Consider the following 12663-nt stretch of genomic DNA (forward strand, 5'->3'; position numbering starts at 1 on the left):
CACTTTCCGTGTTTCTGATCAACTCTTGGACAGCCCACCTCGTGAAAGCGCGAGGTTAGAGGCATCGGGAGTCCGAACGGGCCGCGGACGTCGAGTTCGCCGTCTTCTGCCCGCTGCAGCAGCTCGCTCGCGTTCTTCAGCGCCATGCCTACGCGGGTGCGTAGGCGGGGGTGGAACGGCATGGCGAGCGGGATGAGGGCGGTGATTGCGGCCTGGTTGGGGATCGACTTGTTCCGCAGCTCGCGGATGACCTGCTGGAGGGCGTAGCCGAGCCTTCCCGGCGGCTGGGCATCGGAGCGCCCCAGCGAGGAGAGTAGTAGCTCCAGCATGTCCTCGTACGCGGCGCGCAAGGTGCGGACACTGGTGTAGGAGACGATGTCGGCGGCGAACAGGCCGCGGGCGCGCTCGAGGCGTTCGAGGATGGCCTTGAGCGTCTTCATGTCGATGTCGCCGGCGTATCGCAGGGGTTGTTCCACCCGGGCCAGGAGCTTGCCGCCCTCTACGCCTTCTCGCCAGGAGAAGCGGCTCAGGAGGTGGAGCCACGCTTCCTGACTGCGCAGGGAGTGGACGCCGCAGCCGATGAGGATCTGGTAGAGGATCTTCGCTTTGAGCGGGCGCGCGCCGCGTAGGACGGCCCCGTAGGTGACGTGGGAGTAGCCGGGGGCTTGCTGGGCGAGGGTGCGGTGGCTGAGACCGTTGAAGTCCAGCAGTGTCTTCAGGAGTACGCGTAGTTCGTTTTCGTCGGCCACCTGAGGCGGGGTGAGGATGCCGGTGCGCTCCCACCGGCGCAGCGCCTCGCGGCGCAGGTCGCCGGGGAGCGTGGTGGCTATCAGGCGCAGGTTCTCCCAGCGCCCGCTCCAGTCCTCAGGGTCGCCGCCGCAGGCCAGGACGTAGCCGTTGACGGTCGCCCAGGTGGGCAGCTTCTTGCCTGCGTGGGCGTTCGACAGGGTTGCGGTGGACAGCCCGCTGTGCTGGGCCATCATCGCCAGCGGCGGGTCGCCGGCCTTCTTGCGCAGCGCCTGGAGGTCGCGCGCGAAGACCACCAGCGGGTCGCTGCTCTGGGGCAGTTGGTTCATGGGACGGGCCACAGCGTCCATCTCCTTCCCGAGCCCGGGCAGGGCCGGGGCCCGTCGGTGAGACGGGCCCCGGCAGGGGTCGGGTCAGAGCAGGCGCTGCCGCAGATTGGCGGTCAGCAGACCGCCCGCGCCGAGGACGGCCAGGGCCTCCTCCAGCGTCATCCCGCGGGCGAGCAGGATGACCAGCGCGCTCAGGAGGATGACCAGAAGGAGCACGGATACCAACGGCATGGACTGTGTGGCGCCCTTCGGCGCGTGCGCGCATGCCCGGTTCTGCTCAGCAGGAACGGGCCCAAGAGGCAGGTGTGACAAGGGTATTGACTCCCAACAGGAGGCGAATGGTCGACTACCGGTCCGGAACTTTGTGCTCAAGTGCCTTGCAGGGCACAGGACTTCACGCGCGTGGTTGCAGCCACATGCGTCAGCGACGCCCACGTTACCCAGGCTTACGCCTGAAGATGCCGGTTCAGTTCCCCTTGGAGGCAACCCATAAATAAAGCGTCGAACTATTATTTAACGATCGGAACGGGATTATTTAGAGGACGGTTCGCTACCGCATTGAAGATTCCGAGTATGGGGCAGGTAGGTGCAGGTTAGAAAGATTCGATCCGGGTGCGAGAAAATACCTGCCTACACCTCTTGGCCGGGGCTCATTATCCCCCCACTCTTGAACTTGTTCCCTCGTGTGCGTATGCGCATACGCGTACAGGAGAGGCGCAGGTCCAACGGTCCGGACACGCACCGCAGAACACAGGAGACCTCGTTGCAGCGAGGCGCCTTCGCAAGGTGGCACGGCTAACACGTCGGCCGCCGGACTTCCTTCCGCCCGACGATGACGACTCTCGTGGGCTGAAGGGCGTACGGCAAGACGGCGGGGCCCGGCGGGAGATCCGCCGGGCCCCGCTGCCGTATTTACACCGTTTCCGCGAACTGTGCCATACCCGACAGGGATCGGGCACAGGAAGGATGGCGGGTCAGGAACAGGTGTCGAGCATGCTGCTCAGGGCCGATTTCTCCGCACTGGTCGTCGTCAGCTTCCACACGTACTTCACCCGCGTGAAGTCCTCGGCGTAGGTGCACCAGAAGCCCTGGTCCTCGGGCTTCCACTCGTCCGGGCCGCTGTCGCCCTTCGACGAGTTCGAGGACTCGGACGCCACGATGAGCTGCGGGTCCTTGAGATCGTTCCCGAAGGCTTTCCGGTCCGCGGCGCTCCACTTGTCCGCGCCGCTCCTCCACGCGTCGGCGAGGGGCACCATGTGGTCGATCGTGGCCTGCGCCACGACCGTCTGCGTTGTGCCGTCGTAGGCGGAGTACCAGGAGCCCGACTCGGGCTGGCAGTCCCCGTTCGCGTCTACGACGTCCTGACCGTCGCGCTTGAGCACCTCCTGCCGGGTCGTGCAGCCGTCGCTCTGGTCCGCCCACACGTCGAAGGCATCCCTCGAGTAGCCGTCCATGCTGTGGGGGGTGGCGACCGTCAGGTCGGCGAGCTCGCTGCGCGCGGTCGACAGCGACGGCGGGGGCGGCGGCGCCGCGGACGCCGACGGCGCCGAGAAGGCGAGCGCGCTGAGGGCGGCGGCTGCGGTGGGCAGGGCCAGGAGGGAGCGACGCATGCAGGGTCTCCGTGGGGGTGAGGCCGACTGAGTCGGCGTCATGGCTGCCCATGTCTACGCGCGGTGAAACGACGTCCGATCCCCGGCCCGCGCCGCCGTTCCCGTTCGAGGGCGCGCACCACGGAGCAGACCTCGCTAACCCGCTTTGGGCATCACCTGCGTCAGTTCCTGAGCTGTCCGAACGTCGCCAGAGCCAGCAGGGCGCCGACCACGCCGAGTGCGACGATGACGGGCTCGGTGAGCCCGGGATGGTCGTGCACCGCGTACACAGTCCCGGCCGCTGCCATCACCAGGACCACCAAGCCGACCAGGAGCATCAGCGGATCGGGAGACCCGCTCCCGCGGCTCGGGGGCACGACGCCCTGGTGCGCGGCGAGTGCCCCGCAGAAGTCGGCGCGCGGGCCCGGCCGCGGCGATGTCGGGACACTGCTCCAGAACGCTGCCGCCGACGGCCGGGAACTTCCCAAGCCCCGGGCCCAGCCGGCCATCAGGTCCTGGAGCACGGCGGCGAACCCGGCCGACTCCCGCGCGCCACGCCGCTTGCAGCATCAGGACGACGACCGCTCCGCCTTGGATCGGCTGCGCAGCAGCAGCCCGACCACCGAGCATGCCGCACTCACCGGCGGGACGGCCGGTCTTACACGAAGACGACGCGGACGACCGTCACGGTCAGGACGGCGGAGCTGACGTAGTAGCGCACGACGACGCCCTCCACGGTGGCTTCGCGCCGGTCGTTGTCGGCTTTGACCGGCGTGGAGCCGTGTCCGTAGGGGGCGTCCGCCAGACGCTGCATGCCCGCGTCGAACGCGGCGCGCAGGACGCGCGGCATGGCGCGGCGGGTCTGGTCGGCGGGAGGGGCGTACTGGATGCGGTAGCGGCTCACGCCACCTCCGTGTCGGGGCCGGCCTCGACGGCGCCGATGTCCTCGCTGCGGGCGAGGCGTTCGAAGAGGGCGTCGTCCTCGTCGTCGGCGGTGGTGTCGGCCAGCGCCCAGCGCACGAGGGCGGCAGGGAGGTCGGAGGCGGGGACGTGCTCGATCTCGCGGTCGAATTCTGCGGCCCGCGCGGCGTCCATGGTGGCCCGGATCGTGGCGATGGTGCCGGGCACCTCGATCAGGTTCCCGTCGATCACGGTCTTGAGAGTGGCGTCCACTACGGCCTCCCTTCCTCTCCCTCGTACGGTACGCCCACACCGGCAGGCGACGGCACCTCGACGACGGACGGTCAGCGCGGGGCCTTGGACGCGGGTGCGGGTCCACCCTCGATGGCCGGGCGGCCTGGGGTGCGTGGCGATCGCGCGGCGGCAGGCTGCCCGGTGGGAGGCTGCGCTCTACCGGACGGCCGGCGCCGGGCGGCGGCGGCCGTGGTGGGGCTGGCCTGGAACCTGTTTCTGAGCCTCGTGTTGATGCGACGATGGGGGCATGACGCATCGTGACCGGCAGGGTCGGCAGATTGAGCTGACGCAGTGGGCGGACCTGTGGGACGACATGGCGTATCGGGTCGTGGCGGAGGACCAGGTCGAGGGCGTCATGGTTCGGACGGTGTGGGAGGGCGTCGACGAGGTGCCGGGAGCGATGTTCGCCACGGGGACGTCGCGGGACGGCGGGAAGCGCTGGCATACCCAGCGGGAAGACGCTCGCACGGAGGCAGCAGCGGTGGAACAGCACCGCGAGGTAGTCGAGGGCGTACGAAGGCGCTTGGGCAGTAAGCGGTAGGTCAGCTCACGCCCCCTGAGGTTCGTCCGAGGAACTGCTCGCGGTGTCCTGCTGGCCCGGAGGTACGACGGCCTGGCGGGCAGTGGTGAGCGCCTGGTGGAAGTCAACTGCCCCCGGGGCGCGGCGCTCCACCGGCACGGCCGGGGCTGCGCGGCGGCCGCCGTGGTCGGGCCGCCTGGCCCCGTCTCCGCCGCGAGCACGGGCAGCTCTGGTGCGGCTCTGCTCGGCTACGGACGCAGAATGGCGGCCTCGGTCGCCGCAGCCTTGATTGGGGTCGTACAGCGACGATCACCCACCCCGGGTGAGAATGTGCCTGGGGTGGGTGATCGTCGGCGTACGAGGCGCACAGGCGGCTTGGTGCGGGTGTGAGGGGATGCCTCGCCCGCCGCTGTAGGTTCTCTCCGCTCGTGGCCAACGGCGGAGTCGTGACCTGGTGGTTGTCGCGCTGTCTCACGGGTTGGCCAGCCGTCCAGTCTCACGGCCGTGGCCAAATCCTCGGAGTGGCCACCGAGGGCACGGCTCCGACCTGCGGAGTCTCGCGAGTGGCCACCGCTTGGCCATCGTTCGTGAGATTTGGCCACGGAATCTGAGATCCCACAGCCGCTACCACGTGGGGTCGTTCTGGGTGGTCATGTCGCGCAGGCGGGAGTAGTAGAACTGGTGGGCGGCTGTGATCTTGCTTGTGGGTCCGTTGCGGTTCTTGCTCAGGATCAGATCGATCTCGCCGGCGCGGGGGCTCTCGGGGGTGTAAGCGTCCTCGCGGTGCAGCAGGATGATCGCGCTGGCGTCCTGTTCCAGCTGGCCGGAGTCGCGCAGGTCGGAGGTCTGGGGAACCTTGCCGTCGCGGTGTTCGGAGCCGCGGTTGAGCTGGGCGCAGCAGATGATCACGCTGCCGGTCTCCTCCGCGAGGATCTTGAGTTCGCGGCTGACTTCGCTGACGCGGTCGTAGGTGGACTGCCGCGGGTCGCGCCGGTCCGTGTACATCAGCTGCACGTAGTCGATGACGACGAGCGGTGCCTGCCCGGTCTGCCGCATGATCGATTTGATGCGGGTGCGGACCAGGCCCGGGGTCACGCGTGAGGTGTAGTCCATCCACAGCGGCATGGCTTCGAGGTCGGGCAGGCGCTGGGCGATGCGGGCCCAGTCGTCCTCGTTGACCGCGGGGCCGCCCTCGGTGAGGTGGTGCAGGGCGACGCGTGCGCGGCTGGCCAGGACCCGGTTGGTGACCTCGGAGCGGCCCATCTCCAGGCTGTGCACGAGGGTCGGGCGGCCGGAGTCGGCGTTGGCGAGCGCGATGCCGAGCGTCGCGGCACTCTTGCCCATCGCGGGACGGCCGGCCAGCACCACGATGTTGCCCGGCCGCATCTTCAGCACGGCGTCGAGATCGGTCATCCCGGTGACCGCGGCGGCCTGGACCGTCGTCTCCAGGCTGTCGAGGTGGTCCTGGAGGCCGTCCGCGAACTTGCCGAACAGCCCCTCCTCGCCGGTCTGGTCGGCGGCTAGGTGCTCGAGCTCGGCCTGGTGCGCGGCGATCGCGTCGCTCACGCCGTCCGGGTCGCTGTGACGGGCCGTCTGCATGCCGCGCGCCAGGGCCGCCTGATAGCGGCGCAGGCGGGCGTAGCCGTGGACGATCTCCGCGTAGTACTCCACCTCCGCCGCGACGCAGGCCTGCGTCGCGATCAGCGACAGCTGCGCCACGCCGCCCGCGCGGGCGAGGTCGCCGGCGCGGCGCAGCTCCGCCTCGACCATCGGTACCCCGGTGGGCTTCGAGCGCGCGTGCAGGGCCAGGATCGCCCGCCAGATCGCCTCGTGCTGCGGCCGGTACCAGTCACCGGGATCGGCGAGGATCCGCGCCGCGCCGGGGATCGGGTCGTAGCCGGGCGTGGCCATCAGGCAGGCACCGAGGACCGCGGCTTCCGCGCTGACGCTCACCGCCTCCGGCGCCTGCTCCAGCTGCTGCTCTGGGATGCCGAGCGTGTCCGCGCTCATCGCTGTCCCCCGCCCGTCGCGCTGTCCATCGCGGTCTCGATCGTGATGCCCGGGTGGGAGCACCGGCGAGTCGGCCCCTCGTCATCGTCGTCGAGCACCCACCCCAGCTGGTCGCACGCCGGGCACGCCGCCAGCAGCGCCGCCCGCTCCCGCATCGAGGGGCCTGTGTCCGCGGCGGCGGCCGGGACCGGCTTGCGGTAGCGGCGCAGGTCATCCACCCAACCGGGCAGACACTTCACCCACGACGCCGCCCCGCCCGTGTTCTTGAAGATCTCGCCTTCCAGCGCCTGGCGCTGTGCGTCATCCATCCCGGACAGCGACGGCCAGCCCTGCGTCCGCATCGCGCGCAGCAACCTGGGCGCGCACTTGCGTGCCGTCGACAGCCCCGCCTGCCACCGCTCCATGCCCTGGAGGAAGTCACGGGCGGCTTCGAGTTCCTCGGGAGGAAACTCCCGTCCCTCCTCCCGCTGTGACGGGAGCGAACCCGAGGGGCGGGTGAGGGGGTAGGGGGAGGAGGAATCCTCCCCCTCCGGGGGGTGTGGGGGGGACGCCTTTCCGCTTCCCGGAACAGGGGAAGCGTTCTGACCTGCGGGAACGCGGCGCTTGACGCTTCCCGGAACGCCGGATCCGTTGTTCACGCGTCCGGCGTTCCGGGAAGCGTTCTGACCTGCGCTTTTCTCTGCTTCCCTGGATGACGGATCCGGCGTTCCGGGAAGCGTCACGACCTGCGGCTTTACCTCTCCGTTATCTTCGGTCTCGGAGGGCGTCGGCGACCAGTCGGGGTTCCACGCGGGGTTGTCGAAGACCTCGTAGACGACCGGGCCCTTACGCCCGGGCAGCGTCGGGTGCGGGAGCTGCCGCCGTCGCACGTAGCCGGCCTCCAGCAACCGGGCGAAGGACTCGTAGACGGCGTTCCTGCCGACCAGCTCGCGGGCGTTCTTCGATGACCGGATCCCGCGCTGCTTGAGCTGCCCCCACACCTCCAGCGGAGTGGAGTCCTCGCCTGAGGCCACGTTGAACATGACCTGGAGCATCACGACGTAGTCGAGCGAGTGCACCAGGTCGTCCCCGACCCCCACGTGACGGGGCACGGACACCCCGCTCACGGGTGCTTTCGCCGCCCTGATGTGCCCGGACTCATCCACCGGCGCGGGCGCGGCGGTACGTGGAAGGCGGTGCGGGTGGTGCATAAGGATCTATCTCCCCTGGTAGGGGAGCCGTGACCGAATGAGTGACCTAACGGGTACTCAGAGCAATACTGGCCTCCCGCACTGCGGGACGCGTATCCTGGGTACAGGTGACCCACACGGACCGACAGGTCCGCGGGTATCACCCCGGGCGAGGTCACCTCACCGGACACGACTCGGAGACTGTGATGGGTGTGCGAGTCGATTGCTGAGAAGCGGTTCCGTTGTGGCGACGGGACCGCTTCGGCATTTCTACGGCGGCTTGCTTAACAACCTGCCCTTCCTCCGAGAGTCGGTGTCCGTGAGTCTTCGTCTCGCTTCACGGCTTCTGGATACCGCTCCGCGAGCCGGTTGAGCAGGTGCAGGTAAACAGCGCGGTGCGGACGTCGGGGGTGGGTTTGCCCCAGCTCCCAACGAGCCACGGCGAGACGCTTCACGCCCACGGCCGCCGCGACCTCCTGCTGCGTCAGGCCGGCCGCGAGGCGCAGCTTCGCGCGCACGCGCGGCGGGGGCAGGGAATCGTCCAGGCTGTCCAGTAGGGCATCAATCTGCTTCAGACGGTCGGGCTCGGACACGGGCACCCCCTCATGATCAATGGATCGCTGAAAGATACACCACGGAGGTGGCATTTGGTGTGTCGCTTTCCGTCACTGCTCACCTCGCAGCTCGCGAAGGTGAGCGACGAACGCCTGGGCCTCGCTGGCATGGGCGTAATGGGACTGGAGGGCCTGTCCGAGGTCTGCGGCCACCATCGCAAGTGACGGCAAGGACTTCCGGTCGCCAGCGAGGGCTTTCTCCCCGTACGCGAGCGCGGTATCGAGGTCACCCTCGCGCGCTGCGACAACGCCCAGAGTGACCCGGGCCTCAGCATTCCGCATAGGCGAGCGTTCCATGCCGTCGAAGTCGGTGCCGGCACGGATCACCTGGTTCGCCAGCTGCTCCGCGAGCCGGTTCTCTCCCACCCTGCGCAGCGCGTCCATCCGGTAAAAGTCGTACTTGTCCGGGTCGACGACGAAGTGGTCCTCGATGTTCTCCGGGTACGGGAGGCGCTCCAAGAGCTGGCGCCCCCTGTCCAACGCCACCTCGGTCTGTGACCGGTCCCCCAGCCGAGCCCACGCTTTGGCCTGCTGCGCGTATAGCTGCGCGGCGACGCTTTCATTTGGCGCGATGGCAATGCCGGCTTCTGCGGCCGCGAGAACGCCGCGGTAGTCGCCCCGCGTCAGCGAGAACCAGGCGCGCATTTCGTGCGCCCACCCCTGCACGCTCAGCTCCCCGGACTCCTTGCCGAGCATCAGCGCGGCCTGCCGGGTGGCCTCGGCGTCGCGCGGGCGCCCGGAGTCGTATTCGACGCATCCCACGAGGAGGGCCAACTTCCCTGCGAGAGCGACGAGTTCTCGGTGCTGTGCGAGGCTAACCCGCTGGTGTTGGAGCCCGACAACGCGGGCGAGCCATGCTTTTCCTTCGGTAAGCAACTGGTCTGCGGGCATGTATGCGTATTCGCAACACAGCCTGTCTGCGGTGATCCGCAGCGCGTCCAGGGTCGCGCCGTCGATATCGGACGCACGCAGGCGCGCGATGATGTCTACGGTATCCATGCCGCTGACCTGCAAGATTTCTGCGCGTCCGTCGCGGCGACCTCGCTCGGGAAAGAAGGCACCGGTGGTCGTACCGAAGGTCTGAGCGATTGCAGACCGGTACTTCACGGGTTGCGCGTCGCCAGCCTCCCACCTCTTCCACTGGCGCAGTAGGTCCTGCTCGCTCACGACTTGGTCGCCAGGAAGTCGGACCATCAGCGCGCGCACCGCGTCGGTCTGTGACCAATCCCGGGCTGCGCGTTCCTCAACCATGCGGCGAGCCCAGTCAGGGCGCTCATCCATAGCCGATCCCCTCTCCCCTACGGCTGACCCTTCTTCGGCCGAGCATCGCACGCCCTCTTGATCGCGCGGAGGTGACAAGTGGCGGTGACATTCCGGATGTCACCGGTAGTCGTCACTTTGCGTGGTGCCTCTTTAGGCCCACGGTGGTTGTCGTCCACCCGTGATCGTTCCCGCTCAGGGAGGGAATGTGTCCTTTTCCTCAGGCATCGAAGCGGTACTCCAGCACGTAGGCCGCGCTGTCCATGGTCATCTCGTTCACTTCGACGGCTTGGAGCCCAGCGTCGAAGGCAGTGCGGCACACCTTGATGACAGGACGCTCCAGGGGCATGGCCAGCCCCTCCGCCTCTTCAGCGACGGGCAGCCGGCACCGGATCTCTTCGCGGAAATGAGTGGGCGCGTGCCCGAGCTCAGCGAGCCGGGCGTAGGTGCCGCCCTCGCCGGTGTCTACGCGCATGATCGCCGTGCCTTCAGCCAGGTCAAGAGGCAGGTACGAGGTCGCGAGCATGACGGGCCTGTCGGAGAGTACGAAGCGCCTGGACCGAGCGCAGACGGGTTCGTTCTCGTCCACCGCCAGCATCCGCGCGACGTGCGCGGGGGCGGCCACTGTGTCTACGCGGACGTCGATCGTGACGGGACGTTCCTCGTCAGCGGACCAGATGGACTTGCCGGCGCCCCACTGCTCGCGTGCGAGTCGCTGGATGCCGTGACGCCGGATAGGGCGGAATTCGATGACCCGAGCGCCTGCGCCTTTTTTCGTCTCTACCAGGCCCTCGATCCGAAGGATTTTCAGTGCCTGGCGGGCGGTAAGTGCAGCAACCTCGTATTGGGCGGCAAGCGCACTTTCGCCCGGCAGCCGATCACCGGGGCCGTACTCGCCGGACTCGATCGCCTCCTTCAGGTCGTCGGCAATCCGCTGGTACTTGGGCCGCTGGTCGCCCGTTTCACTCGCCATCTGTCTCCCTACCTCGCTAGCGATCCTACGGCCGCTTGCTATCGAGGAGCTGGCAAGGGCGGGCTTCGGAAACAGTGTAGCTCGCTAGCGAGGTTCTTGACATCGCTAGCGAGCTACGCTCTACTTGGCGTCGCGACCAAACCTCGCTAACGAGGTGAGGCTCTGGCGGTTCCCATCGTCGCCACCCCAGGTGGCAGCGGTTGAAGCGGCCAGATCCACCGCCGCCAGCTCCCGGAGAAGGCCCTCGCGACACGTCGCGGCCGGACCGGGGAGCGCTTGGTACTTGACAACTGAAGGCGCTACGCCGGGTGACGACTACCGCCCCTGACCAGATGGCTGGGTGTTGCGGCAAGGGTGACCGGACTCCAGTCCTTGCGGGGCTGTCGGATGCGCCAGGAGGGCAGGCCGGAGCCAGAAATCCGGCCAGCCGCTAACGGCGGCCCAGGTCGGGGGAGTGAGAGCGATCCCGGCTTGGGCCACGGAGAGGCCCGCGATCCACCCGCCCCCGCACCCTGGTGCGCGGCCGCGCCATGGGCTCCTCCAGCCGGTGACCGGCTCAACGACACATTTACGGCAGGGACTTGGTGAACCCGCAGCCGAGGGCACGCCACCTCCCGGAAAAGGTGGCCCGCGCGGCGGAAGAGGCCGCGCTCGAACGAACGATCACGGTCCCGGCCACCTGGAGAGCGGGTGGTCGGGGCCGCGGCTGCTCGTACGACAGCTGAACCCCCATGGAGGTCTTGATGTTCAAGAAGCAGCGTGCGGCGCGGCGCGAGAAGCAGCGCCACGAGCAGTTCATGCGCATCGCCGGCGGGATCGTCCAGTCGAAGGACGCCGGGCCCACCACGCACTGGGACTACGAGGAAATCGCGCGGATCTTCCTGGGGCAGGTCTACTCCCGCCGCCACGAGGTCCTCGAATTCGCGGACGCGGCCCTGTACATCAGCGCCGCCCTCGCTGAGCGGGGCTTCCCCGTCGACCCGGAGGTGATCGACGGGGCGGCCGTGGCTTGATCGATGTGGTCGAACGACCACGGTCTTTGCCACCCGCCGCCCCGGCGGGTGGCGGGGGCCGTGGCTGCTCGACGCAGTCACGCACGACGGCCCCCGGGGTGTCATCCCGGGGGCCGTCTGTGCTGGTCACCTTCACGGAGAGGCAACCCGCATGCGCGTCAGCATGTCACCCGTTACCCCGCGGTCCGCCGCCACGTCCCCGGGGCGGTTCCCCGGTGGGGTCGAGGAGGAGATCGGGCCGCGTCGCCCCGGCGCGATCTACCAGAACGTGAGCGGGGCCTTCGAGGTACTGGCCTTGGTCACCGACTCGGCTAGGGCCACGCAGATGCTCAAGCGAACGGCGCGCTGGGCGCTGGTCGTGCGCGACGTCCTGCACCCCGACGCTCAGCCGTTCGTCGTCGGGTCTGTGTGGACGTGCAGTGACTACCTGGTCCGTCCCGCCAAGGCCGCGGCCCCGGAGGCGCCGGCCAGTTTCGCGGCGGCGGCCTGACGCCTCCCTGCGCTTCCTGTCGCCGTCGGCCTGCCCCACGCAAGGCCGGCGACGGCGGAGACCGCAGGAAAGCGGTCGGCGCACGCCCGGGGATGCACCTCCCCGGGCGTGCCACACAGGAACACCTCTGGAAAGGAACTCCCTGTGCGAGCAACGATCATCGCACGACAGGCGCCGCGCGCATCCGCGGAGCCGGAGCCGGAGCCGCAGCACGATCGGTCGGCCCCCCAGCCCGCGCCCGCCCGACCGCACCCCGCCATCCGTGCGGCGGCGACGCCGGAGCAGCGCCTGGACGCGCTCCTGCTGCGCATGGTGCGCGAGCAGGACGCCCGCATCCCCGCGGAGCGCCGCGTCCCGCGCACTCGTGCGGAGATGCAGGCCCGGCTCGACGCCGCCGGGACGGGGGCGGGCCGATGAGTGACCCCGACGAGGAGCGCCGTAAGGCCGCTGAGGCGGTGGAGCGGGCCCGCCGGCAGGCCGCGCAGGACCTGGCCGCCTCACAGCAGGCGCAGGTCGCGCTCGCCCAGACCGTCGCGCAGATCCCGAACCGGTGAAGGAGCCCACAATGCGACGTCCGATCCTGCGGCGTGTGGCCCGGCTCCTGGGCACGATCGCCTCCTGGCACTGCCCGAACTGCGGCTGCATCAACCGCGACGGGGACATCAGCTGCGGCTACTGCTGATCGTGTCCCCTCATCCCATACGGATCGCCCGCGACGCGCAGCACGCAGCGGCGCGGGCGATCCGTCTCCACGG

Annotated in this window: 16 protein-coding genes; 5 read left to right on the forward strand and 11 right to left on the reverse strand. The window is 69.1% G+C overall.

The window, feature by feature from the left end; all coding sequences use genetic code 11:
* The 6 genes from ABEA77_RS28155 to ABEA77_RS28180 form a co-directional block, all read right to left on the reverse strand.
* Positions 1-1088: hypothetical protein (locus tag ABEA77_RS28155; protein ID WP_345653495.1), on the reverse strand; the 1088-nt coding region annotated here is incomplete at its 3' end.
* Between the two features lie 72 nt (positions 1089-1160).
* Positions 1161-1307, reverse strand: coding sequence for a hypothetical protein (locus ABEA77_RS28160; RefSeq protein ID WP_345653498.1), 147 nt, complete (start codon positions 1305-1307; stop codon positions 1161-1163).
* A gap of 743 nt (positions 1308-2050) precedes the next feature.
* The gene (locus ABEA77_RS28165; protein WP_345653501.1) at positions 2051-2686 is read right to left on the reverse strand and encodes a GmrSD restriction endonuclease domain-containing protein; all 636 of its coding nucleotides are present in this window, start codon (positions 2684-2686) and stop codon (positions 2051-2053) included.
* A gap of 161 nt (positions 2687-2847) precedes the next feature.
* Positions 2848-3003, reverse strand: coding sequence for a hypothetical protein (locus tag ABEA77_RS28170; RefSeq protein WP_345653504.1), 156 nt, complete (start codon positions 3001-3003; stop codon positions 2848-2850).
* A 320-nt stretch (positions 3004-3323) separates the two neighbouring features.
* Positions 3324-3515, reverse strand: coding sequence for a hypothetical protein (locus ABEA77_RS28175; protein WP_345653610.1), 192 nt, complete (start codon positions 3513-3515; stop codon positions 3324-3326).
* Positions 3516-3565: 50 nt separating this feature from the next.
* On the reverse strand, positions 3566-3838 hold the full coding sequence (locus ABEA77_RS28180) for a hypothetical protein (protein WP_345653507.1): 273 nt from the start codon (positions 3836-3838) through the stop codon (positions 3566-3568).
* Positions 3839-4106: 268 nt separating this feature from the next.
* Here ABEA77_RS28180 and ABEA77_RS28185 point away from each other — a divergent pair, with 268 nt between their 5' ends.
* Positions 4107-4400, forward strand: coding sequence for a hypothetical protein (locus ABEA77_RS28185; RefSeq protein WP_345653509.1), 294 nt, complete (start codon positions 4107-4109; stop codon positions 4398-4400).
* Positions 4401-5003: 603 nt separating this feature from the next.
* Here ABEA77_RS28185 and ABEA77_RS28190 read toward each other — a convergent pair.
* The 5 genes from ABEA77_RS28190 to ABEA77_RS28210 form a co-directional block, all read right to left on the reverse strand.
* Positions 5004-6389 carry a replicative DNA helicase gene (locus tag ABEA77_RS28190; RefSeq protein WP_345653512.1) on the reverse strand — a complete coding sequence of 462 codons (1386 nt, stop codon included), beginning with the start codon at positions 6387-6389 and terminating at the stop codon, positions 5004-5006.
* A complete protein-coding gene (locus ABEA77_RS28195) occupies positions 6386-7447 on the reverse strand; it encodes a hypothetical protein (protein WP_345653515.1) in 1062 nt (353 codons plus the stop codon). The genes ABEA77_RS28190 and ABEA77_RS28195 overlap by 4 nt, the downstream gene beginning before the upstream one ends.
* Positions 7448-7842: 395 nt before the next feature.
* Entirely contained in the window at positions 7843-8151 is a 309-nt protein-coding gene (locus ABEA77_RS28200) for a helix-turn-helix domain-containing protein (protein ID WP_345653518.1), read from the reverse strand.
* A gap of 72 nt (positions 8152-8223) precedes the next feature.
* Positions 8224-9423, reverse strand: coding sequence for an NsdA family TPR-like regulatory protein (locus ABEA77_RS28205; RefSeq protein ID WP_345653520.1), 1200 nt, complete (start codon positions 9421-9423; stop codon positions 8224-8226).
* A 229-nt stretch (positions 9424-9652) separates the two neighbouring features.
* Positions 9653-10405, reverse strand: coding sequence for a GntR family transcriptional regulator (locus ABEA77_RS28210; protein ID WP_345653522.1), 753 nt, complete (start codon positions 10403-10405; stop codon positions 9653-9655).
* Positions 10406-11148: 743 nt separating this feature from the next.
* On the opposite strand from ABEA77_RS28210, the gene ABEA77_RS28215 reads away from it, so the two are divergent.
* The 4 genes from ABEA77_RS28215 (at position 11149) to ABEA77_RS28230 (ending at position 12462) form a co-directional block, all read left to right on the forward strand.
* The gene (locus ABEA77_RS28215; protein WP_345653525.1) at positions 11149-11418 is read left to right on the forward strand and encodes a hypothetical protein; all 270 of its coding nucleotides are present in this window, start codon (positions 11149-11151) and stop codon (positions 11416-11418) included.
* Between the two features lie 163 nt (positions 11419-11581).
* Complete coding sequence (locus ABEA77_RS28220; protein ID WP_345653529.1) at positions 11582-11908, forward strand: hypothetical protein; 327 nt, start codon at positions 11582-11584, stop codon at positions 11906-11908.
* 144 nt (positions 11909-12052) lie between these two features.
* Positions 12053-12325 (forward strand): hypothetical protein, encoded by a 273-nt coding sequence (locus ABEA77_RS28225; protein WP_345653532.1) that lies wholly within the window; start codon positions 12053-12055, stop codon positions 12323-12325.
* Positions 12322-12462: a hypothetical protein gene (locus ABEA77_RS28230; RefSeq protein WP_345653535.1), complete on the forward strand. Its 141-nt coding sequence runs from the start codon at positions 12322-12324 to the stop codon at positions 12460-12462. Before ABEA77_RS28225 ends, ABEA77_RS28230 begins: the two co-directional genes overlap by 4 nt.
* The last annotated feature ends 201 nt before the right edge of the window (positions 12463-12663 follow it).

Source organism: Streptomyces tremellae (assembly GCF_039540215.1).
GTDB lineage: Bacteria > Actinomycetota > Actinomycetes > Streptomycetales > Streptomycetaceae > Streptomyces > Streptomyces tremellae.